A 20,767-nucleotide genomic window follows, 5' to 3' on the forward strand; every position below is an offset into this window, starting at 1 on the left:
CGCGGCTCCAGAGTGAGGAGCACTCGTGACTACCTCGACGACCCACCCGACCGTCCTCGGCCCGCTGTCGCTGTCGGCCACGGAGCACGGCATCAGCTTCTGCGCCTTCGAGGACACTCCGAGGAAGACCTGGAAGCAGGTGAAGGCGGTCCGGCCGACCGGCGACTCGGAGGTCGCGTCGCTGTGGCTGAGCCGTGCATGCCAGGAGCTCGACGCCTACTTCGCAGGTGCACTGGCCGAGTTCACCGTCCAGGTGGACCTCCGCTCTGTCCCTGAGTTCGACCGGCGGGTGCTGGCAGCCCTGCAGGAGGTGCCGGCCGGGCGCACCACGACCTACGGCGAGCTGGCGGTCCGCGCCGGCGCCGGCCCCCAGGGCGCGCGGCGGGTCGGCGGGGTGATGGCCCGCAACCCGGTGCTGGTGCTGGTCGCCTGCCACCGCGTTCTCGGCGCGAGCGGTGACCTGACCGGCTACGCCGGTGGGCTGGAGCGCAAGCGCGCGCTGCTCGATCTCGAGCGTGAGACCGCCGCGGACCTTCCGGCGGCGAGCTGACCCGTGTTTTGCGGCGAGGGGGAGGATCGATCCTTGTCCGCTGCAACGCCCCGGGCGGGATCGGTGTTCACCACGGCATGAACACGACGGCCCGCCGAGCGCGCACAGCGCCCGACGCGACCACGACGTCGTCCGGGGATTCGCCCGACGGCCGGGAGGCAGACGACGCGCTCCTCGAGCTGCGTGAGGCCCTCGTCGACGACCTCGACGAGGGCTTCGCGCAGCTCGTCCGCACCCACCAGGCGGTGGCGTACGCGGTCGCGCTGCGCACCACCGGTCAGCGTGCGGACGCGGAAGACCTGGTCGCCGAGTCGTTCCTGCGCGCCTACCGGGCATTACGCGGCTACGACACGACCAGATTGCGGGAGCTCCAACCGCGGGCGTGGCTGCTCACGATCGTGGTGAACACCCGCCGCAACCAGGTTCGGGACGCGGCCCGGCGCCCTCGCGCGGACGGCGGCGAGCTACCCGAGCGCGCGAGCACCGAGCGCAGCGTCGAGGACCGAGCCCAGGACGGGGAGACCAGCGACGAGCTCGCCGCGCAGCTGGCCCGCCTGTCCGAGGCTCAGCGCACCGCGGTGGTGCTGCGCCACGTGGTCGACCTGCCCATCGACGAGGTCGCCGAGGTCCTTGGCTGCCCGCCGGGCACCGCGAAGTCCCACGTCTCGCGCGGCTTGAGCCGGCTCCGTGACCTGATGACCCCACCCGACGGTGCCCACACCGCGGCCACCTCGAGGAGCAACCCATGAACGACACGATCAACAACGACACCGACGACAACACCGACGACGCCCGATCGACAGCTCTGCTCGACGAGCTGGCGAGCCTCGCGAGTCCGCCGCCCGCCGAGCTCGCCGAGAGCTTGCGCGACCGGCTGTTCGACCGATGGCTGAGCACCGAGAGCCCGCTGGGTCCGGTGCTGGTCGCCTACACCACCCGCGGGGTCAGCTTCGTGCGCACGAGCGCATTGGTGCCCGGCGAGCAGTTCCTCGAGACCCACCGCCGCCGCTTCGGGCGGCCGTTGCGCCGGGCCGACAGCGCGCCGTCGGGACTGGTCGACGCGCTGTGGGGACGCCCGGGCGCTGCCCCGGAGGTAGACCTGGAGGGGCTGTCGGCGTTCGAGCACGACGTGCTCGCCGCGACCCGCACGATCCCGCTCGGGGAGACCCGCCCGTACGCGTGGGTGGCCAGGGAGGCCGGCAGCCCACGGGCGGTCCGCGCGGCGGGATCGGTGCTGGCCCGCAACCCGGTGCCGCTGCTGGTGCCGTGTCACCGGGTGGTGCGCAGCGACGGCAGCCCCGGTCAGTACCTGTTCGGTCCCGAGACCAAGCAGCGACTGCTCAGCAGCGAGCACGCCCGCGCCCATGACCTGTGACGACGGTGAGACTGCCCTCGAGCTGATCCCTCGCCAGCGGCGCGCCGTCGCTCCCGGGGTGGTTCACGTCCCGGGCTGGCTCGGTCTGCCCGCGCAGCGGATGCTGGTCGAGGCCACCCGCGGATGGGCCCGGCAGGGTCCGGGGGCGCGGCGTGCCACCCTTCCCGGCGGGGCTCGGATGAGCGTGGAGACGGTGTGCCTGGGCTGGCACTGGATTCCCTACCGCTACAGCCGCACCCGCGACGACCAGGACGGCTCGCCGGTGCAGCCCTTCCCCGCCTGGCTGGCCGCGATCGGCGCGGACGCCGTCGCCGACGCCTACGACGACCCCGCCGCCGGCGCGGCGTACCACCCGGACGTGGCGCTGGTGAACTCCTACCGCGGCGACGCCCGGTTGGGGATGCACCAGGACCGCGAGGAACACGCATCGGACCCGGTGGTGTCGCTGAGCCTCGGGGCGGCGTGCGTGTTCCGGATCGGCAGCCCGCACCACCGCCGCGGCCCCTGGCACGACATCGAACTGTGCTCCGGTGACCTGCTGGTGTTCGGCCGCGAGCACCGCCTGGCCTATCACGGCGTGCCCAAGCTGCTGCCCGCGCGCGACGTGCCGCCCATCGGCACCGAGGCCGGCGAGCGGCTCAACCTGACCCTTCGCGTCTCCGGCCTCCACGACGGCAACCCCCGATGACCTCGCCCGACCCGGTGAACGCCACGGATCGCACCTTCCGTCTGCTCGGCGCGGACGGCCGGGCCTACCTGTCGCGCACACCGGGTGCGTGGGGCGGGCACCGCCGCCACCGCATCTACGGACGGCTGGACTGCCCCAGCGCACTGCGCTGGCTCGCCCGCGGCCACTACGCCCGCCACCGGGTGTTCTTCGCCGACGAGGCCACCGCACGCGCCGCCGGCTACCGCCCCTGCGCGGTCTGCCTCCCCGACGCCTACCGCCGCTGGGCCGGCAGGGGGGCCGGATCGGCGCATGCAGAGCGGGGTCCGACCGGGGAGGCGACGGGAGATCGCCCGGATCGGGCTGCAACCGATCCGCCACCGCCGGGGTCCCACCCCACGACAGACGCTGCGGGCACCGCCTACAGCCCGCCGAGAACTCCCCACGAGCAGGAGGAACGTTGAGCCCGACCGCCGTGCCCGTCACCACCGAGCCCCGGGACGAGGCATTCCCGGCCTTCGACCGCCTGGACTGGGACGACCTGGCCCTGCAGCTCGACGGCAACGGGTTCGCCATGACCCCGCCGGTGCTGAGCCCCGACCAGTGCCGGCAGATGATCGACGTGTTCGACGACGACGCCGCTTTCCGCTCCACGGTCGACATGGCCCGGCTCTCGTTCGGCGAGGGCCGCTACCGGTACTTCGCCGACCCGCTCCCCCCGCTGGTGCAGCAGCTGCGCACCCGGCTCTACCCGCCGATGGCCCGGATCGCCAACCGGTGGGCGAGCGTGCTCGGCGAGGACCCGTGGCCCGACACCCACGCCGAGCTGGTCGAGGCGTGCGCCGCGGCCGGCCAGCACAAGCCCACGCCGCTGGTGCTGCGCTACGGCCCGACCGGCTACAACTGCCTGCACCAGGACGTCTACGGCGACCTGACCTTCCCGCTGCAGGTGCTGTTCATGCTGAACACCCCCGACGTCGATTTCACCGGCGGCGAGAGCGTGTTCGTCGAGCAGCGCCCGCGCCAACAGTCCCGACCCATGGTCGCGCGCCCCGCCCTCGGCCAGGCCGTGATCTTCCCGGTGCGCAACCGCCCCAAGCAGGGCGCCCGGGGCTACCACCGCGTGCAGATGCGCCACGGCGTCTCCGCGGTGCACACCGGCGACCGCCACGTCCTCGGCGTGATCTTCCACAACGCCCGCTGACCCGGACGCCCTCCGCTCACTCACCCGGAAAGGACCGAAGCACTCATGGACGTCACCGAGTACGAGGCCCGGCGGACGACCGTCGACACACCCTCGGGGCAGGTCGGCTACATCGAGACCGGCGACCCGCAGGCACCGGCCGCGCTGTTCGTGCACGGAGTGATCGTCAACAGCTACCTGTGGCGCCACCAGCTCGACGACCTGTCCGACCTGCGGCGCTGCATCGCGGTCGACCTGCTCGGGCACGGCCACTCGATCGCCCGCGGCAGCGACCACTCGTTCACCGCGCAGGCCCGGATGCTCGCGGAGTTCCTCGACGCCCTCGGCATCGAGCAGGTCGACCTGATCGCCAACGACTCCGGCACCGGCATCGCCCAGCTGTTCGCGGTCGCCGAACCCGACCGCGTCCGCACGCTGGCCCTGACCAACGGCGACGTGCACGACAACTGGCCACCGGCCGACTTCGCCGGCTTCGTCGACATGGTCCGCGACGGTGGGCTCGCCACCACTGTGCAGGCGATGCTCGACGACCCGCACCGCTACCGCGCAGCCGACGGGCTCGGCGGGGCGTACGCCCGCCCGGACACTGTCAGCGACGACACGGTGACCGCCTACCTGCTGCCCTACCTGGACCGCCCGGACACCGTCGCCGGGCTGGAAGCGTTCATCCTCGCGTTCGACCCGGCCCAGACCGTCGCGGTGGAGAACGAGCTCAAGGCCCTGCATGTGCCGACCCTGGTGGTGTGGGGCACCGGCGACATCTTCTTCGACGTCACCTGGTCGCACTGGCTCGCCCGCACCCTGCCCGACGTTCGCCGACGGACCGAGATTCCCGGCGCGCACCTGCTGCTGCCCGAGGAGTACCCCAGCCGACTCAACGCCGAGCTCCGCGACCACCTCACCCGCTGAGCCGCACCGGCCGGTCCCGGCCCGCGACTTCGGTGGCCGGCCGGGACCGACGGCATCTAGTGGTAGTAGTCGGTGCCGCGGGAGAGCTCGACGAACGCCGCCGGCTGATCCCCGACCGGCCAAGCGTCGTGCCCGCCGGGCAGCATCATCACCTCGCCGGCGTGGAAGTCCTGCTCACTGCCGTCGTCCATCCGCACCCGCAGGGTGCCTTCGACCATGACCGCCACGTGCGGCAACGGGCAGGTCGGGCTTCCCGCGTCGGGAGCCATGTCGATCGACCACCGCGCCCCGGGGTCGTAGCGCACCCGGGTGGCGGTCACCCCGTCCAGACTCACCGAGCGCTTCGCGACCCCCCCATGCCGGTCCTCCGCCGCATCATCGAAGGCGGCCTTCTGCATCACCGACGACATCTCACTCCCCCTCGTCCGGCTCGAGGCCCGTTCGACCCGACCGGGCCACGTCTCGGTCCTCCGCGGCGGCGGCCCAGAGGTGCTCGGCGGCGTAGGCCCGCCACGGCGCCCATCGCGGCGACCGGTCGTCGAGGGAAGGCGTCCCGGTCACCCCGGCGCGGTGGGCTGCGGCGCGCAGGGAAGGTTCGTTGGGCGGAAACGCATCGGGATCACCCAGGGCGCGCATCGCGATCAGCTCGCCCGCGCTGGCGCCCAGGTCGGGCAGCGCAGCGAGCTGGGCGCGGGCCTGCTCCCGATCCGCGCCGAGCCCGAGCTCGATCTCGCCCTCGGCGAGCGCGGCGATGAGCGCGTCCATCACCAGGGCACGCGGGGCGGGTAGCGCCCGCACGTGCGGCGCGCACGCACTCAGGGACTCGGGGGTGGGAAACAGGTGGGTCAGCGTCCCCTGCGGATCGAAGCCGTCCGGTAGCCGGTCACCGTGCACCGCGACCAGGCGCGCGCAATGCGCGCTGCTCGCGGACTCCGAGAGGTGCTGACCGAGCGCGACCCGCAGCGCCAGCTCACGGGGGTCGACGGTCTGGGGCATCCGCAGCCCGGGCCGGCGCGCGATCAGGGCCGCCAGCGATGGATCGGCGGCGAGCACCTCGTCGATCGCGACCGGGTCGGCGTCGAGGTCGAGCAGGCGCCGGCAGCGGTGGATGGCCTGCGGGAGGTCGCGCAGGTCCTGCAAGGTCAGCCGACAGGAGACGTGGTCATCGAACGGACGCAGGGACACCACCGCGACGCCGTGGGGCAGGCGCACCGAGCGCCGGTAGACCCCGTCGCGCCACTCCTCCACGCCGGCGACGGCTTCCCGGCCCAGGTGGTCGAACAGCGCGTCTGCGGCGAACGGCACCCGCACCGGCAGCCGCAGCCGCAGCGCCGGCGCCGGCGCCCCGGGCGCCTCGGACGTCTCGGAGTCGGCCGGGACCGTGCGACGACGCAGCTCGGTCGGGGTGCTCGCGTAGACCTCTTTGAGCGTGCCGTTGAACGCCCTGATGCTGGCGAACCCGGCGGCCGCGGCGATCTCGGTCATCGGCAGGGCCGTGGTCTCGATCAGCGTGCGCGCGGTCTGAGCACGCTGCGCCCGGGCGATGGCGGCCGGGCCGGCACCGAGCTCGGCGCGGACCTGCCGCTCGACCTGTCGCGTGCTGTATCCGAGCTGGGCGGCCAGGCCGGTTACCCCGTCCCGATCGACCACGCCGTCCGCGATCAGCCGCATCGCCCGCGCCACCACGTCGCCGCGCTCGTTCCAGTGTGGTGACCCCGGCGAGGTGTCGGGCCGGCAGCGCTTGCACGCGCGGAACCCGCCCTGCTGGGCCGCGGCCGAGCTCGCGAAGAAGCGGACGTTCGATGCCTTCGGCGGCGCCGAGGAGCAGCTCGGACGGCAGTAGATGCCGGTGGTCGTGACCGCGAAGTAGAACCAGCCGTCGAAGCGCGCATCGCGCGCGCGGACCGCGCGCAGACACCCCTGCACGTCCTGGATCACGACCTCACCCTCCCAGGCCTCCCCAGCCCGTCGTAGCAGAAAAACGACATCCCCCTCGCACGCAGGTGGGTGTCGGTTTCCTGCCAGCAACCGCGGCGGGACGCGCGGCACGGTGAGAGCCGCACGCCGTGAGACGCCTCGAGAAGGGAGCGGCGCGATGCCCCAGGACATCCAGCAGAACAAGGACGTCGCCGTCCGGTGGTTCACCGAGTACTGGGCCAAGGGCAACCCGGACGTCGTCGACGAGCTCGCCACCGACGACATCCTGTTCAGCTACCCCATGCACGGAGAGCGCCGCGGCAAGCAAGCGGTCAAGCAGTGCCTGATCGACTTCACCGAGGCCTTCCCCGACATGAGCTTCGCCGTCGTCAGCGACCTGGTCGCCGAGGGCGAGTACGTCGTGGGCCGCTGGGAGGGCGGCGGCACCCACACCGGCCCCGCCTTCGACGACCTGCCCGTGGGATCCCTGCCGGCCAACACCGGGCGGAAGATTCACTTCACCGGCACCACCGTCTACCGCATCGTCGACGGCAAGATCGCCGAGGAGATCGGCGAGGAGGGCGCCCTCACCGCCCTGCAGCAGCTCGGACTCGCCCCCGAGAAGTAGCCGGCGGTCCTCGGCGCGCGGCCGACTCTTCCGGGCCGGCCGCGCGCCGTGCCCGCCTCCAGAACCCTTTCCCGAGGAAGGCCTCTTTCGCATGCCTCCGCCCACCGACTTCGAGACCTACGACCTCGGCGACCTTCCGCTCGCCAACGGCACGACCCTCCCCGGCGCCACCCTGGCCTACACGACCCACGGCACCCTCAACGCCGACAGGTCGAACGCCGTGCTGTTCCCGACCTGGTTCTCGGCGTACCACACCGACAACGAGTGGGCCCTCGGCGAGGGAAAGACCCTCGACGACTACTTCGTGATCATGCCCAACCAGCTCGGCAACGGACTGTCGTCCTCGCCCAGCAACACCCCCGCGCCCCACGGCGGCGCCGACTTCCCCGCCCTGTCGATGCGCGACCAGGTCACCGCACAGCACCGGCTCGTCACCGAGAACTTCGGTCTCGAGCGTCTCGCGCTGGTCATCGGCTCCTCGATGGGCGCCGGACAGACCTGGCAATGGGCCGTCAGCCACCCCGAGATGGTCGACCGGGCCGCCCCCCATCGTCGGATCGCCGAAGACCAGCGAGCACAACCGCGTGTTCCTGGCCAGCCTGCGCGCCGCGCTCACCACCGACCAGGTCTTCACCGCTGGGCGCTACGACCCCGACAAGCCCCCCACCGACGGGCTCCGGGCTTTCGCCCGGGTCTACGCCGGCTGGGGATTCTCGCAGGCCTTCTACTGGCAACAGGCCTACCGCAACCTCGGCTTCACCTCCCTCGAGGAATTCCTCACCGGCTTCTGGGAAGCGTTCTTCCTCGACGGCCGCGACCCCAACAACCTGCTCACCATGGTCGGCGCGTGGGACGCCGCCGACGTGGGTCAAACCCCCGGGTTCGACGGCGACACCGAAGCCGCGCTGCGCACGATCCGCTGCCCCGTGCTCGACCTGCCATGCCGCACCGACCTCTACTTCCCGCCCGAGGACGAACAGCACTGGTCCCAGTTCGTGGCCCACGGCCAGGTCCAGGTCATCCCCAGCATCTACGGCCACTTCGCCGGACTCGGCGCCGACCCCGACGCCGTCGAGTTCATCGACCACGCCCTGCGCAAGTTTCTCGGCTGAACACCGTGACCTCCGCGGCCCGCCGCCAAGGCCGGCCGCGGAGGTGTCGGCCTCCGGGCGCAAACCGGCCATGAAGCTCCGGGGTTCACGGGAGCGTGACCCTCCCAGCCGAACCTCTCGCACCAGTGGCCCACGACGAGCTCGACCTGCTGATCGCCCTGCTCGACGAGCTCCGCCCCGAGGTCCTGGGCATCGGGCACGGCCGCGACACCACCGCGACGCGACGGGCACACCTCGCCGCTCAGCGATGGGAGGCACGCGGAGGTCACCTGGCCGCCCTCGTGTCATGGCCGGACACGGCCGCCTCCTGGCTCCGCCAGGCCACGAAACTGACCGAGGACGCCGACACCTGGCTCATCGCCGACCACCCCACTGGATGGGCCGGGATCGGGCCCCGCCTGGCCGACGACGGCCGCTGGAGCGCCACCCGCACCGTGGCGTTCAGCTCGCTGGCCCACCCGGACCTTCCCCGCCTGGCAGGTGCCGCCGCCACGGAAGGCGTCCACGGCGCGTACGGAGCCGAGGCGCCTGCGTACTCACGAAGGAACATGGCGTCCGCAGACGGAGCCGGTGCCTGGGTGTTCCGTCACGGCCTCTTGATCCACCGGCCCGCCCCTCCCTGCGGGGACAGCAAGGCTCGTCGCCAACTCGTCTGAGACGTCCCGAGCGCGTCAGCACGTCGAGCCGATAACCCAATCAACCAGTGCGACGGAAGGCGCCGCCGAGCACCGCCTCGGTTTCGCGTCACGTCTGAACACGGAAGATCACGGCGGGCAGCCATTACCGCAGCTCAAAGTGGGTGGAGACGAAGGGAATCGAACCCTCAACCCCGCCTTGCAAAGATGGACGACCACGTAGCCCAGGGCCTCTACCAGCACCGACGTCTCGCGCGCGTTCACTCGGCCCTCCGCTGCATCGCCGGTAGCCCTCGTTTCGTGCCACGAGGCGTGCCACGGCACAGAGCTGCACGGGGCGCGGGTGCAGCGGTAGGGCCGGCGGTCGTTACCGCGAGCGGAGCGCGGGGTCGAGGCCGGCGTCTGCTGCCGAGTCGGCCAGCCACTTGAGACGCAGAGGGCGTAGATCTGTCGCGGGCCGTGCCGTGCGCGACTCGCGTCGACTCCAGCTGGATCGGCTCCGAGCTGGGCCGAAGCTGCTCGGCGCTCGCCCAGCTCAATTCGGCCCTCCCCCATGGGAGACGGGCCTGACGACGACCCGGGCCTGATCAACAGTTACGGCATCTCGGCCTCCGCTTCCGAGCTGTAAGCCCGGGCGTGACCCAGTTGGATTGGCGGAGCGGAGCGCCCTACCGCACCGACCAAGAGCGAGTGCGAGCCATGGGAGGTCGCGCAACATCCCGTCCGGCATCAGGCAGAGTTGCGCTCTCCGCCTGAGGACGTGGCATGACCAGGTTCTCGCAAGTCACGACCCAGCCACCCCCCTCGTCCACATGTTCGGGTCCCTGATGCCGCATCGCCACGGCCCAACCGTTGGAGACGAAGACGGGCATAGCTTGTTGAGACAGCGGGACCGGACCACGACGGCCTGGGGTGACCAGATTGCACGCGAAGCCAGCGTCCGTCCCTGTGGGATCGCGTTCGTGCAGCGCCACCAATGCTTCGTCGCCGATGCCGACACTCATTGAGCGCTCTATCGCCCCAGCCAGAACCTGCTGCATTGCCACACGATTCCTGTATAGCCTAGAGATCGAATTTTGGATCAGTCGCCTCGCTGGCCGCGTGAGGTTCCCGCCGATCGCCTCGACGATCTCCCCTTCGAACGCGCACGCTTGAACAACGAACTTTTCCCTCGGCGCTGACAGCATCTGCCCGTTGTCGTCGTACATGTTCGTGATCCTGAGCCAATGCGGAGCATTCTTGATGTAGCCGATGCCCATCAGGGTAAGCCGCTCGTGACCGGGCGAGAACGGTAAGGAGTCCAGCTCTTCGGCAAGTTGGCCGAAGTCGATCAGCCCAGCATTCTCCTGCTGAGCCACTCTTTCTGCAAACCATTCTAGTGTCGGCTTACTCTTCCGTTCGTGCAACACGGAGGCGGGTCCGGTGAATCCCCAGATCATCTTGAAAAGATCGCTTCCCCAGGTCATCAACTTCGTACGGTCGCTCTCTATGAGCGTTCTTCCATCGGTTATCCGCCTATCGGCAGCCACAGCCACGTAGTCCGAGCAGCCGAAGAACAGCACTAGGGTCATGCCAGCCCTTCCGTCGGTACTGCGGCCCAGCGTCGCACTAGCCCTCCCGGATCAGGTCTAGCACCGGTCCAGTGTCGGCCTGGCCCCGGCCCGCCGAATCGGAGCGGGAGGCCAGGGCCGAGAGGCCGTGGCGGGGCGCGGGGCGCGGGGCGCGGGGCGCTGCCTTGAAGTTGAAGAGGTGTATCCGGCAGGTGCGGGTCGCGAGGACTCGGAATCATCAGCCGCGGGAGTTGGCTGAGACCTGCTCGAGGTATTGACGGGCAGGGCCGAACAGAGTGGGCCCGAGAAGTTGCAGCGCCACAGACGTGGGCCGCCAATATCTGGCGGCTACCTCGCCGCGAGCGTTCTCAGTGACCGAGCCCGTCCAGCCGGACGATGAGGCGGGTTCAGCGGCCACATAGGCGATTCGAACTTCAGTGACTGGATGTGGTCGCTCGCCGAGGACTCGTATCGCACGAACGCGGTGGCCTGTCTCTTCCTCGGTTTCGCGTACCGCGGCCTGCTCGACGGTTTCGCCGGGCTCGACCTTGCCCCCCGGGGAAGGCGACCGGCGGACGGCGGTCGGGGCGTTCGATCAGCAGGACTCCCAGTGAACTGGTCACGACCGCCAACGCAACAGTCGCGGTCACGAGGAGCGCTGCAGGTCGCGAAGCGCGGCCAGGGTGCGGTCGATGCTTGCGAGCACGTTGGGGGGTTCGGGCTGAGCATGGTCCAAGTCAGCGCGAAGTAGCGTCCAGGACGCGCGATGTGCGGTGTCGTCGAATCCGCCCAGAACGTGCAGTGCTGCCTCGGCGTGGCGGTCGCCGTCAAGGGCGGCCGTGAATAGCCGACCGATCGCGTCCCGCGCGCCGCGGGGGGCGCCGGCCTTGAGGTAGTCGGTGTCACAGGTACTCATGCGGTGGGTGGTCATGTTGGTTGGACGCAGCTCGCGGGCTCGCCGTTCCCACCGTCGCGGAGGAGGTGGGAACGGCGAGCAACCGTCACAGATCAGCTCGGGCCTCTCGACGACCCTCCGCTGCGAGGTGGGACAGGATGGTGCCGCGGGCGCGGTGGGCCCGAGACTTCACCGTTCCGACGGCCACTCCCAAGAGCTCGGCGGCCTCCTCGTTCGTGAGTCCGTCGAGGTGGAGCATCTCCAGCACCAGGCGCTGGTCCCTCGGCAGCAGCGCGAGCAGGTCGGGCAGCATGGCCGCCGCGTGCTCGCGGTCGACGATCTCCAGTGAGGGGTCGCCCGGGTCGGTGCGGTCGGGCTGCTCGTGCGACTTGTACAGCTCCCCGATCGGCGTGAAGGGCCTGGCCTTGCGTCGGCGCGCGGCGCTCAGCGTCTCGTTCACGGTGATGCGGTGCAGCCAGGTCGACACCTTCGACTCACCCCTGAACGTCGCCGCGTTCGTGAGCACGCGCAGCCACACCTCCTGCACGACGGCTTCGGGGTCTGGCTCGGACCAAGCCATCCGTCGGACGAGGGTCAGCAGTACCCGCTGGTACCGGTGCACCAGGACCGCGAGCGCGTCGGTGTCTCCGCCGACGTACTCCGCGAGCAGCTCGGCGTCGGTACGTGGGTCATCAGTGGGCTGGGTGGTCATGGTGGCCTCCGACCGGGAGAAGAGGTCGGGGCTGGCGGGCCCCGGGCGGTGGGCGGAGGCGCTTGCTGCCTCCACCGCCCGAAGGGCGCCGAGCGGGCCGCGGAGGCTCGCGGTCAAGGGCCGGACGAAGTCCGGTCGCGCAGCGACGCGCAGCGCCCTTGACCGGGAGGGGCGGCCCGATCAAGCTCCGGGGCCCTCTAGCACCGACCGCCGCGCAGCGGCGTCCACCTCGGTGCCGAAGGCACGCTCGGCCCGCCGGCCTTGAGGGAGACGATCGTGAGGGAGCGGCGACGACCAGCCGGAGATCAGGTTCTCGAGCTACGCCGACGTGTATCGAGACGCTGGGCGGGCACAGAAGGCGCGGCAGCTACCCCGCACACGACGCTGGCCGGCACATCGATGCTGAGGCGTCAGCTCATGAAGGGAACCGACCGATGGGTGACATCGCCGGCAAGGTCGACAAGGCCTACGAGGACAAGACCATCGCGGAGATCGCGGACGCGCCGGTGGACGCGCTGCAGGGCGTGAGCGAGGGCGACGCCCAGAAGCTCAAGGACGCCTTCAACATCAAGACCGTCCGCGACCTGGGCACCAACAAGTACTTCCTCTGGGCCCAGTCCATCGCCAAGCTCGCCGAATAGGCAGCCGGCCCGAGCTCCCGCCCGCTACGAGCGGGCGGGGGCTCGGAGCTCGTCGACGTCGCGGTCGGGCCGCAGGCCGCGCCAGCTCGGGTGGCGCAGGTGACCGTCGTCGGTCCAGCTGCGGAACCGCGCCTCGCCCACGAGCCGGGGTCTGCACCACCGCGCGGAGCGCTCCTCGGGGACGGCCGTCGTGAACGGGCTGTCGTCGACGGCGTCGGCGACGAGCTGGTCGCGCAGCCGGTCGCGGCCGGCGTGGGTGAAGCCGGTGCCGACGTGCCCGATGTAGCGCAGGCGCCCGTCGGTCTCGGGCAGACCGAGCAGGACGGCGCCGAGGCTGCCGTGGTTGCGGCCACGGCCCGGCGCCCACCCACCGATCACTGCCTCGACCGTGCGCCAGATCGGGGTCTTGACCCAGGTCTGTGTTCGACCTGACCGGTAGGGAGCATCGCGTCGCTTCGCGAGCACGCCCTCCATGCCGTGGGCTTCGGCGAGCTCGAGCGCGGCCGCCGGGTCGACGCCCTCGAGCCACGGCGACGTCGTCAAGCGTGGGTGGGCGTCCAGTCCCAGGCCCTCGAGCAGCCGGCGGCGCTCCTCCCAGGGCCGGTCGGCGACGGTCTCGCCGTCGAGGGCGAGCACGTCGAAGGCCACGAACGTCACCGGCACCTCAGCGCGCAGCGCGGCCGACGGCTTCACCACGCCCATGCGGAGCTGCAACCGGTCGAAGCTCGGCCGCGCCGGAGCCCCCGGGGTGGGGACCGACAGGGCCACGACCTCACCGTCCAGCGCCACCTGCCGGGTGCCGACGGTCTCGGCGAGCGCCGCCGCGAGCTCCGGGTAGGAGCCGGTCACCGCCCGCTGGTTGCGGCTGACCAGCGTCACCGCGTCCGGCTTCGCGCCCTCGACGTAGGCCAGGGCCCGCATGCCGTCCCACTTCAGCTCCAGCGCCCACCCCGGCCCGCTCGGCACCTCGCCGGCGGTGGCCAGCATCGGAGCCACGCGCGCGAGACCCGCACGCGGGGTGCTACGCGGGCGGGACACCGCACCGGGTCTACACCACGGCGACCGAACAGGCCCGGCCTCGACGTGCGGCTCACGCTGTCGGGTCCGGCGGCTACAACGGGCTCGGCGTCTCGAGCACCGCAGCCGGCGCCGGCCAGCACCTGGTGTGTCAACCTGGTCGTGCCGCGCTCCCCCGCGGCAGATGCCTGGCGTCTGTCCGAAGGGAGAACTGCGATGGCCAACCACCGGGACCTTCACCGGCGAGCGGAGCGCGAGGCCCAGGCCGCCGAGATGCGTCGAGCGGCCGAGAAGGTCCGCGTGCGCGGCCCCGGCGGCTTCGCCGGCCTCGACCGGGCCTCTGCCGCCGCCGTGTCCGAACTGCTCGAAGAACTCGCCTCAGGGTGGCGCGACAAGCCGACCGCACCGCGGGTCTGGGAAGCCGCGACCCGCGTCGCCGACAAGGTGCTCGGACCCGAGTTCGACCCCGCACCCCAGTTCCCCGGACCGGCCCCGGCCGGGCACGAGAACCCGAACATCCGACGAGGTCTCCTCGACGGCTGACCCGAGCGCGGCGACTCCCCGCCCCCTGGAGGGGTGAGTCACGCGCGGCGCAACCGTCCACTGCCGGACGGTCGACCTAGCGTCAGGTCGTGACCGACACCGACGCACCTCCCACCACTCCGTCAGCGGCGACGGTGCTCGACCGGCTGCTGGCTGCCGGGCTCTCGGAGGACCGGGCTCGGAACTGGATCGCCGGCGGTGGCACGCGGGTGGACGGCGAACCGGTCACCGACCCCGCCCATCCGGCCGCGTTTCCCGCCAAGGTCACCCTCTACCCCTGAGTGTTGTCCGGTAGTGCCGAAGCGTGACTTCCAGCTGTCGGTGCCGGGTGTCACCGTCGTGGACGTGGACGTGACCGACGCGGATGTTGCGGCGATCCCGGCACGCAACGTCCGCGTGCCACGAAGCGAGTTCGTGGCCGTGTGGCGGGCCGCTTCGGACCGGGACATCCATGATCTCGCGCACGACGGCGAGGGCTGGTACGCGGCCGGCGTGGCTGCCACGTGCCGCTGGCTCGCCACCGCGCCTTCCCGGCTGAACAACGGCCTCACCGACCCGACACCGGCCCCTGCAACGCGGCGGACGGCGCTGGCCTACGAGGAGTTGATCGAAGCGGAGTTCCTGGCCGCCGAGCGGCTCGAGGAGCGGCGGCCCGACCTGGTGCGATCACGACCCGGCTGGTGCGACGGCGTGCGGGCCACACTGCGGTGGGCGTGGCGCCGACAGGGTCCTCGACCCCTCGAGGTCGACCTGCTGACCGACAGCTGACGACGCCGGCTATGCCTCGGCCTCGTCGAAGTCATCCACCCCGTCCTGGCTCGAGTCGTCCACCGGCTCGCCCGAGTCGTCAGAGCTCTCCAGTGCCTGGTCGCGGGCTTGCCACTGAGCGAGTTGCGCCTCGCGCTGTTCAGCTTCGGCTCTCGCGTCGGCGTCTTCGCGCGCACGCATCTCGGCGAGGGCACGGTTGGCCTTCTCGACCGCGGCCGAGGTCTCGTCGGCGGTGGGTACGCGTACATGGTCTTCGGCAACAGGGCTCGGCTCTGACGTAGCCACCTCGCGGATGTCGAGCTCCGACGGCTCGATGTCCGTCGGCCCATCCGGCCGAGGCTCGACCCGGTCGGTCTCGCCGTCGTGCTCCTCAGCATCAGGTTCGCGCTCGTGGAGGTCCTGTGGTCGGTTGGTCACGTCGTCCTCGGTCACGTCGCGGTGGGTCTCGTCTTCCGTGACGGCGGCCCGGTGCGCGGCGAGCCACTCCGCGGCGGTGGTGCGTTGCTCGGGCTCGGCGTCATCGGCGTGGCGGGCGGCGAGCTCGGCCTTGGCTCGCTCCGCGGCCGACCGGGTGCCAGCGGTGTGGGCCAGCCACCGGGAGCGTGCCTCGTCGAGCGCGTCGAGCTCGGTAGCTCGTGCACCGAGGGTCGCGGCGAGCGTCGACGTCTGGTCGGCTTCGGCGCTGAGCCTGTGTCGTTCGTCCGGGTCGGTGGCGGCGTCAGCTTCGGCGCGGCGGAGCTGGGCGTCCTGGTCGGCGCGCGTCGCGGCTTGGTGGGTGCCGGCGAGCTCGTTGGCCACGTAGCGGGGCGCCCAGGCCGATTCGCGCTCGTGGGCTCGCACGCGGACGCGGAGCTGACCGTCCGACATCTCGAGTTCCTCGCGGTCGATCTCGGGACGCCCGAGCGCACGCCAGGCGGCGCGGTAGGAGGCGTAGGACTCGACCTTGCCCGGCCCGGGCGCGGGGCCGAGGGCGTCCTCGGCGTCGTCGTGGCCGCTGAGCTCGCGCCACGCGGCGACCGTGCTTGCGCGGTCCTGCCACTGGTCGCGCTCGGCGAGGGACTCGGGCACCGGGCCGATGGCGTCGGTCAGCCACGTCGGCGGCGTGGATGCGAGCTGTTCGCCGAGCTCTGTGCTGCGTCGGTCCGCCGCACCGGCCAGGGCGGTGAGGTACTGGTCCCAGTCCGCCCGCCCGGTGCTCGGGGTCCAGTCGGCCCAGCTGCGGCCGGCGGGATCGAAGGTGTGGGCGTCGCGGATGCGGCCGTGGATGACGTTGGTGAGATTGCGGGCCCCGTCGAGGGGCCGGTCGGTGACCGCTTCGCGTAGGACGTTCTCGGGGTCGTGGCCTGCGATCTCGGCGCGGCGCAGGATGCGGGTGAGCGAGGCGGCGCCGTCCTCGGCGGCGAGTCGGGCGCGGTCGTGGCCGGTGATGGTTCCCTCGGCGACGAGCTGGTCGAGCCAGCGGCTGGTGCGCTCGGTGGCGGCCAGGTGTGCGGCGTCGCTGAAGAGCTCCCCGGCGGTGCGGGTGCTGCCCGACTGCGTGGCGGACTCGGTGGCGGTCGTGAGCGCGGAGACGGAGTCGACGCCGTCGTCGCGGGTGACGATCCCAGCCATCACGGCAACCGGATCGCGGTGCAGGGAGTGGTCCACTCGCGACCCGTCAGCGGCATCGACGGGCCCGGCGATGGTGGCCACGTGGGCGGTGTTGGACTCGCGGCCGCGGGTGAGCCCGACGTAGCTGGCGGCGCGGCTGGTGCCGGGGCCGGCGACGAGGTGGCTGGTGTCGACGGTGAGGCCTTGGGTCGCGTGGACGGTGCCGGCGTAGGCGAGCGTCACGTCGGCGTCGACGTAGTCGCGCGGCAGCACCATCGGCTTCCCGAGGACTTCGCTGCCCTCGTTGTTGCGGCCGTGGACGGGGGCGACGGTCAGCGAGCCGTCCTCGCCGACGGCGGTGACCCGGTAGTTCTCCCGGTTGATCGGGCCCCGTCGGTTGACGTGGTCGCCTGTGTCGGTCGTGGTGCGGTGTCCGGCGAGCTCCCAGCCGTTGCGGCGGGTGGCGACGAGGTCCCCGACGCCGGCGTGGTTGCCGTCCCGTCCGAGCACCACCCCGTGTTCCTCGACGCGTCCGAGGCGCACCAGTTCGGCGCGCAGCGCGCCGGCGAGGCGGTCGGCCTGGTCGTTGGTGTCGACAACGAGCACCGAGTGGCGCCCGGCCAGGGTGTCGGCGAGCCAGGCGCGGCTGGCGGACGCCTCGGCGTCGTCGAGGGTGCCGGCGTCGATAAGGCGCCCGTGGCGTTGGTAGTCGCGCAGCACGGTGTTGTCGCCGTCGCGCAGCCGCAGTGACGCGGGCCCTTCCCAGTCGTCTCGGAAGCGGCGGGTCTCGGTGAGCTCGTAGCGGGCTCCGGCCTGGGCCAGCAGGTCCATCGCCCCGCCGGCCCCGACGGCGGCGAGCTGACGGTGGTCCCCGACCAGCAGGAGCTTGGCGTCAGCGGCCTCGACGTGCTCGTAGATCGCAGCAAGAGCCGTGGTGTCGGTCATCGCGGACTCGTCGACCACGACCAGGTCGCCGGCTCGCAGCCTCCACGTCGCCGCGTCGTCGACCTGGGCGCCGAGGGCGAGCCGGTCCTGGGTGTCGAGCCAGCGCTTGACGTTGCGGGCGTCGAGTCCCTCGTCGGCGAGGACGCCGGTCGCGATCTGGCTGGTGGCGAGCCCGTAGACGCGCCCGGCGGCGGCGCCGCGGAGCTCGGGATCGGCCCAAGCTCTGGCGAGGGCGCCGACGATGAAGCTCTTGCCGGTGCCGGCGGGGCCGACGAGGGTCTCGATCCGCGCGCCGGAGGTGAGCACCCCGCGGACCGCAGCGGCCTGGTCCACGCCGAGCTCGCGCCCGGATTCCCGAACCTGACTGAGGAAGCGTTCCGCGATCGCGGATGGTGTGGCGGCGGCGTCGCCGCGGCGGGCGGCGGCGGTCATCGCGCGTTCGGTGTGGACGTGGTCGGGGGTGGCGTAGAGCTTCGCGCCGGGCGCGTCGTAGGCCGAACGCCCGTTGGCCAGGCGCAGCTGGTCGGGCAGGGCGTCGTCGCCAGGACGGGCAGCGTCGAGCGGGGTGGAGAGCGCGAGGCCTTCCTCGGTGAGCCAGTCCAGCAGGCCGGCGACGTCGTCGCCGTCGGTCAGGCCGAGGGTGTCGGGAAGGGCGTCGTTGATCGCGCGGGTGAGATCGGCGCGGGTCCAGGCGGCCTTGCGGGACTGGACGTCGGCCAACGCGGTCTCAAGAACCTCCTTCGGTGACCATTCGTCGGCAGCGGGCGGGTCCTCGTCCCGGGCGGCGAGGGCGTCCTGCGCGACCGAGCGCAGGCCGCCGGCGACCTCGTCGCGCAGCTGGGCGTCGACCCTCTCGAGGAACTGGGTGCGGGTCTCACCCTCGTGGGATTTCGCTTTGCGGGTGGCCATGGTGGCCTGGCGAGAGAGCCGATCGCGCTCGAGGCCGTTGGCCTCGCGGTCGTGGTGGGCCTCGAACTCGGCGATGAGCTCGGCGGCCTTCTCGGTGACCGCGCGGCGCCGAGACGAGAACAGGTCGGTGACCGTGTCGTCGATGCCGATGACCTCGCGTGCCTTCCCGTCGGGGCGCATCGCCATCCGGAGCCCGAGCGCGCGGGCGAGGTGTTCCTCGGTGGTTCGCTCACCGATGGCGGCCGCGGCGGGCCGGAACTTGTGGATCGCGCGGGAGTCCAGCGTGCGCCACTCGTCGTCGGTGTCGCCCGGGGCGCGGTTGAGGATCGGGTTGTGGATGTGCAGCTGCGGGTCGTGGTCACGCGAGTCGTGCTGGAAGAACGACGCCACCACCCAGCCATGCGCGTCGACCCACCGCCCCGCGGCGCCACCGTGGTGCCCGACCCGGGCGTAGCCGGCCTTGTCCTGTAGGTACGACAGCGCAGCGTTGTTGCCCGCCCAGATGGCGTCCTCGACCGCTCGGCGGTACTCGCCCCACGCCGCCGCGGCGTCCTCGTCGCCGGCGTCGCGGGCCCTGACCTCCTCGGCCTCGAACGCTGTATGCAGCACAGTGACGCTCTTCTGAACGCTGAACGTGGCGTCCAGGAAGGCGACGTTGTGGCGGGCCTGCTTGCCCGCCTCGACCTGGAGTTCAGCGCGACGTTCAGCCGAGACGTCGGGCTCGCGTTCAAGCGCTGCGGCGTATAGCTCGTCCTCGGTCGCGTAGCGGCGGCCGGTGTGGCCGAGAGTCGGCACCTCGTCCCACCGCTGCGGGTCAGCGAATCCCTCGTGGCGCGGATCGAGGAAGCGCTCGTAGATCCCGCGCATGTCCTGGGCGTCGACGAGCCCGCTCAGGCCGAGCTTCTCGGCGCCGGAGCCCCACCAGCGACCAGGCGGCTCACCATCGGTGACCGCACCGGTGTAGTAGGACTCGCGGCCGGTGGCTACCTCGTTGAGGAGGTAGTCCGGCGAGTATCCGGACGAGACGCTCAGCATTCGGACGACCTCCCGGAGATCGTCCGCGGTGGCTCTGCGAGCACGCCGGACGCGCGTGGTTCTTCCGGCCGGCCGCAGGCCGGCCCGGACCCTCGGATCGTGATGCCTAGGTGTGCGTCTTCTGATCTTTCCCTTGATCCTTTCGTTCTTGCGTCTTGTTGCTCGTGTCTTGTCGTCTGATCGGTGTAGTGATCGGTGTAGTGATCGGTGTCGGGAAGTGGTCGTGGTTCTTGCGCTTCGTCTTGGCTCTTGTTCTTGCTTGTGGTCGTGGTGATCGGCTGCGGGGTGGTCATGGTCGGGCCTCGTCAGTGGTGTCGGGGTCGGTGGTGTTGATCAGGTGGAGGGGCAGCGGGCGGTCCCTCAGGCCCTTGAGCGCGGCTCCGGCGGTGCCGCGGGACACCGCGGCGGCCGCCTCGAGCTCGGTGACCGTCGGCCAGGCGCCGTGGCGCTGGGCGTGTCGCGAGGCGGCAGCCTCCGCCCGGTCGCGGGCCGGGGAGGCCGCGATCCGCGGGCGCGGGGGGTCGGCCGGGCCGTTCTCCGAGGCGCGGTCTCCGGCTGCTCCGGCCGCTCCGGCCGCGTCGTTCGGCGACGGTTCTATCGGCGTCCGGAGCCCCTCGGGCTGAACGCCCGGCGTGGTGAACGGTTCGGTCTGAACGCTCGTGGACTGAACGACCGCCGAGTCGAATGGGTCGTCGCGCGCTGGTACCGACTGACCAGCGTGCTTCCCATCCGCGGGTTCGGCGGAGGCGAGGAGGTAGAGCAGGTGCGCGACCACGGCCGCCGCGACGGCTGGCCACGCGCCGACCCCGAAGCGCAACGCAGGTGCGACCTCGACGGTGGGGCCGCCGGCAAGGTAGGCGGCCTGGGCGAGCCCGGAGAGGCCCGCGGCGATCACCACCACGGCCCAGGCGTAGCGAGCGGCGCCCTCCCGCAGCCGCACGGTGGAGCTGTAGGCGACCAGCGCGAGGCCATCGGTGATCAGCGGGTAGAGCCACGCGATCCCGGTCGGCACCCGTGCTGCGACGGCGACCTCAAACAGACCGTGGGCAGTGGCGATAGCGGCGCCGAGCGCGACCGCCAGTCCCGGTAGCCAGAGCAGCGCGCCCTTCCCGCGCCCACCTCCTCGGCCTGCTCCGGTCGGTGCACTCGGTGCGGTCTCGGCCAT

The 20,767-nt window shown here is 71.8% G+C and carries 22 protein-coding genes and 2 pseudogenes; 15 read left to right on the forward strand and 9 right to left on the reverse strand.

The window, feature by feature from the left end; all coding sequences use genetic code 11:
* The first annotated feature begins 25 nt into the window (after nt 1–25).
* The 7 genes from EV188_RS13475 to EV188_RS13505 all read left to right on the forward strand — a co-directional run bounded on the left by EV188_RS13475 (nt 26) and on the right by EV188_RS13505 (nt 4,705).
* Complete coding sequence (locus EV188_RS13475; RefSeq protein ID WP_133826769.1) at nt 26–550, forward strand: methylated-DNA--[protein]-cysteine S-methyltransferase; 525 nt, start codon at nt 26–28, stop codon at nt 548–550.
* Between the two features lie 77 nt (nt 551–627).
* Nucleotides 628–1,299: an RNA polymerase sigma factor gene (locus EV188_RS13480; protein ID WP_133826770.1), complete on the forward strand. Its 672-nt coding sequence runs from the start codon at nt 628–630 to the stop codon at nt 1,297–1,299.
* The gene (locus EV188_RS13485; protein ID WP_133826771.1) at nt 1,296–1,925 is read left to right on the forward strand and encodes a methylated-DNA--[protein]-cysteine S-methyltransferase; all 630 of its coding nucleotides are present in this window, start codon (nt 1,296–1,298) and stop codon (nt 1,923–1,925) included. Before EV188_RS13480 ends, EV188_RS13485 begins: the two co-directional genes overlap by 4 nt.
* Complete coding sequence (locus EV188_RS13490) at nt 1,915–2,613, forward strand: alpha-ketoglutarate-dependent dioxygenase AlkB family protein (RefSeq protein WP_133826772.1); 699 nt, start codon at nt 1,915–1,917, stop codon at nt 2,611–2,613. Before EV188_RS13485 ends, EV188_RS13490 begins: the two co-directional genes overlap by 11 nt.
* On the forward strand, nt 2,610–3,056 hold the full coding sequence (locus EV188_RS13495) for an Ada metal-binding domain-containing protein (protein WP_133826773.1): 447 nt from the start codon (nt 2,610–2,612) through the stop codon (nt 3,054–3,056). The genes EV188_RS13490 and EV188_RS13495 overlap by 4 nt, the downstream gene beginning before the upstream one ends.
* Nucleotides 3,053–3,796: a 2OG-Fe(II) oxygenase gene (locus EV188_RS13500; protein WP_424922926.1), complete on the forward strand. Its 744-nt coding sequence runs from the start codon at nt 3,053–3,055 to the stop codon at nt 3,794–3,796. Before EV188_RS13495 ends, EV188_RS13500 begins: the two co-directional genes overlap by 4 nt.
* A 45-nt stretch (nt 3,797–3,841) precedes the next feature.
* Nucleotides 3,842–4,705 (forward strand): alpha/beta fold hydrolase, encoded by an 864-nt coding sequence (locus EV188_RS13505; RefSeq protein ID WP_133826774.1) that lies wholly within the window; start codon nt 3,842–3,844, stop codon nt 4,703–4,705.
* Between the two features lie 56 nt (nt 4,706–4,761).
* Here EV188_RS13505 and EV188_RS13510 read toward each other — a convergent pair whose 3' ends face one another.
* Complete coding sequence (locus EV188_RS13510) at nt 4,762–5,115, reverse strand: cupin domain-containing protein (protein WP_133826775.1); 354 nt, start codon at nt 5,113–5,115, stop codon at nt 4,762–4,764.
* Nucleotide 5,116: 1 nt separating this feature from the next.
* Entirely contained in the window at nt 5,117–6,643 is a 1,527-nt protein-coding gene (locus EV188_RS13515) for a bifunctional transcriptional activator/DNA repair enzyme AdaA (protein WP_133826776.1), read from the reverse strand.
* Between the two features lie 157 nt (nt 6,644–6,800).
* On the opposite strand from EV188_RS13515, the gene EV188_RS13520 reads away from it, so the two are divergent.
* The 4 genes and pseudogenes from EV188_RS13520 (at nt 6,801) to EV188_RS13530 (ending at nt 9,018) form a co-directional block, all read left to right on the forward strand.
* Complete coding sequence (locus EV188_RS13520; protein ID WP_133826777.1) at nt 6,801–7,250, forward strand: ester cyclase; 450 nt, start codon at nt 6,801–6,803, stop codon at nt 7,248–7,250.
* A 310-nt stretch (nt 7,251–7,560) separates the two neighbouring features.
* Nucleotides 7,561–7,731 (forward strand): annotated as a pseudogene (locus tag EV188_RS32570) (hypothetical protein); the annotation flags it as partial.
* Nucleotides 7,732–7,834: 103 nt separating this feature from the next.
* Nucleotides 7,835–8,362, forward strand: a complete 528-nt coding sequence (locus tag EV188_RS32575) for an alpha/beta hydrolase family protein (RefSeq protein ID WP_243741672.1) — start codon at nt 7,835–7,837, stop codon at nt 8,360–8,362.
* Between the two features lie 125 nt (nt 8,363–8,487).
* Entirely contained in the window at nt 8,488–9,018 is a 531-nt protein-coding gene (locus tag EV188_RS13530) for a hypothetical protein (protein WP_133826778.1), read from the forward strand.
* Nucleotides 9,019–9,665: 647 nt separating this feature from the next.
* Here the strand turns inward: EV188_RS13530 and EV188_RS13535 are convergent.
* The 4 genes and pseudogenes from EV188_RS13535 to EV188_RS13550 form a co-directional block, all read right to left on the reverse strand.
* Complete coding sequence (locus EV188_RS13535; protein ID WP_133826779.1) at nt 9,666–10,568, reverse strand: hypothetical protein; 903 nt, start codon at nt 10,566–10,568, stop codon at nt 9,666–9,668.
* Between the two features lie 217 nt (nt 10,569–10,785).
* Nucleotides 10,786–11,097: pseudogene (locus tag EV188_RS13540) on the reverse strand (NUDIX hydrolase); the annotation flags it as partial.
* A 96-nt stretch (nt 11,098–11,193) separates the two neighbouring features.
* Nucleotides 11,194–11,478, reverse strand: a complete 285-nt coding sequence (locus tag EV188_RS13545; RefSeq protein ID WP_133826780.1) for a hypothetical protein — start codon at nt 11,476–11,478, stop codon at nt 11,194–11,196.
* 70 nt (nt 11,479–11,548) lie between these two features.
* Entirely contained in the window at nt 11,549–12,154 is a 606-nt protein-coding gene (locus EV188_RS13550) for an RNA polymerase sigma factor (RefSeq protein WP_133826781.1), read from the reverse strand.
* Nucleotides 12,155–12,588: 434 nt separating this feature from the next.
* Between EV188_RS13550 and EV188_RS13555 the strand changes: the two genes are divergently transcribed.
* Complete coding sequence (locus tag EV188_RS13555; RefSeq protein ID WP_133826782.1) at nt 12,589–12,795, forward strand: hypothetical protein; 207 nt, start codon at nt 12,589–12,591, stop codon at nt 12,793–12,795.
* Nucleotides 12,796–12,819: 24 nt separating this feature from the next.
* On the opposite strand, the gene ligD is transcribed toward EV188_RS13555, so the two are convergent.
* The gene (ligD, locus tag EV188_RS13560) at nt 12,820–13,782 is read right to left on the reverse strand and encodes a non-homologous end-joining DNA ligase (RefSeq protein ID WP_133827105.1); all 963 of its coding nucleotides are present in this window, start codon (nt 13,780–13,782) and stop codon (nt 12,820–12,822) included.
* A gap of 246 nt (nt 13,783–14,028) precedes the next feature.
* On the opposite strand from ligD, the gene EV188_RS13565 reads away from it, so the two are divergent.
* The 3 genes from EV188_RS13565 to EV188_RS13575 all read left to right on the forward strand — a co-directional run bounded on the left by EV188_RS13565 (nt 14,029) and on the right by EV188_RS13575 (nt 15,123).
* Nucleotides 14,029–14,355 (forward strand): hypothetical protein, encoded by a 327-nt coding sequence (locus tag EV188_RS13565; protein WP_133826783.1) that lies wholly within the window; start codon nt 14,029–14,031, stop codon nt 14,353–14,355.
* 89 nt (nt 14,356–14,444) lie between these two features.
* Entirely contained in the window at nt 14,445–14,636 is a 192-nt protein-coding gene (locus EV188_RS13570; RefSeq protein WP_133826784.1) for an Hsp15 family protein, read from the forward strand.
* Between the two features lie 64 nt (nt 14,637–14,700).
* Nucleotides 14,701–15,123, forward strand: coding sequence for a hypothetical protein (locus tag EV188_RS13575; RefSeq protein ID WP_133826785.1), 423 nt, complete (start codon nt 14,701–14,703; stop codon nt 15,121–15,123).
* 9 nt (nt 15,124–15,132) lie between these two features.
* On the opposite strand, the gene mobF is transcribed toward EV188_RS13575, so the two are convergent.
* Together mobF and EV188_RS13585 are read right to left on the reverse strand one after the other, a co-directional pair.
* A complete protein-coding gene (gene mobF, locus EV188_RS13580; RefSeq protein ID WP_133826786.1) occupies nt 15,133–19,602 on the reverse strand; it encodes a MobF family relaxase in 4,470 nt (1,489 codons plus the stop codon).
* Between the two features lie 289 nt (nt 19,603–19,891).
* On the reverse strand, nt 19,892–20,767 hold the full coding sequence (locus EV188_RS13585) for a hypothetical protein (RefSeq protein ID WP_133826787.1): 876 nt from the start codon (nt 20,765–20,767) through the stop codon (nt 19,892–19,894).

It is taken from the genome of Actinomycetospora succinea, assembly GCF_004363095.1.
GTDB classification, from domain to species: Bacteria; Actinomycetota; Actinomycetes; order Mycobacteriales; family Pseudonocardiaceae; genus Actinomycetospora; species Actinomycetospora succinea.

Excerpts from the sequence above, each read along its gene's own strand:
- EV188_RS13480 (WP_133826770.1), top strand. The coding sequence starts at position 628 with ATGAACACGACGGCCCGCCGAGCGCGCACAGCGCCCGACGCGACCACG.
- EV188_RS13585 (WP_133826787.1), bottom strand. The coding sequence starts at position 20,767 with ATGGCCGAGACCGCACCGAGTGCACCGACCGGAGCAGGCCGAGGAGGT.
- EV188_RS13510 (WP_133826775.1), bottom strand. The coding sequence starts at position 5,115 with ATGTCGTCGGTGATGCAGAAGGCCGCCTTCGATGATGCGGCGGAGGAC.
- EV188_RS13505 (WP_133826774.1), top strand. The coding sequence starts at position 3,842 with ATGGACGTCACCGAGTACGAGGCCCGGCGGACGACCGTCGACACACCC.
- EV188_RS13565 (WP_133826783.1), top strand. The coding sequence starts at position 14,029 with ATGGCCAACCACCGGGACCTTCACCGGCGAGCGGAGCGCGAGGCCCAG.
- EV188_RS13535 (WP_133826779.1), bottom strand. The coding sequence starts at position 10,568 with ATGACCCTAGTGCTGTTCTTCGGCTGCTCGGACTACGTGGCTGTGGCT.
- mobF (WP_133826786.1), bottom strand. The coding sequence starts at position 19,602 with ATGCTGAGCGTCTCGTCCGGATACTCGCCGGACTACCTCCTCAACGAG.
- ligD (WP_133827105.1), bottom strand. The coding sequence starts at position 13,782 with ATGCTGGCCACCGCCGGCGAGGTGCCGAGCGGGCCGGGGTGGGCGCTG.
- EV188_RS13495 (WP_133826773.1), top strand. The coding sequence starts at position 2,610 with ATGACCTCGCCCGACCCGGTGAACGCCACGGATCGCACCTTCCGTCTG.
- EV188_RS13545 (WP_133826780.1), bottom strand. The coding sequence starts at position 11,478 with ATGACCACCCACCGCATGAGTACCTGTGACACCGACTACCTCAAGGCC.
- EV188_RS13520 (WP_133826777.1), top strand. The coding sequence starts at position 6,801 with ATGCCCCAGGACATCCAGCAGAACAAGGACGTCGCCGTCCGGTGGTTC.
- EV188_RS13490 (WP_133826772.1), top strand. The coding sequence starts at position 1,915 with ATGACCTGTGACGACGGTGAGACTGCCCTCGAGCTGATCCCTCGCCAG.
- EV188_RS13485 (WP_133826771.1), top strand. The coding sequence starts at position 1,296 with ATGAACGACACGATCAACAACGACACCGACGACAACACCGACGACGCC.
- EV188_RS13550 (WP_133826781.1), bottom strand. The coding sequence starts at position 12,154 with ATGACCACCCAGCCCACTGATGACCCACGTACCGACGCCGAGCTGCTC.
- EV188_RS13555 (WP_133826782.1), top strand. The coding sequence starts at position 12,589 with ATGGGTGACATCGCCGGCAAGGTCGACAAGGCCTACGAGGACAAGACC.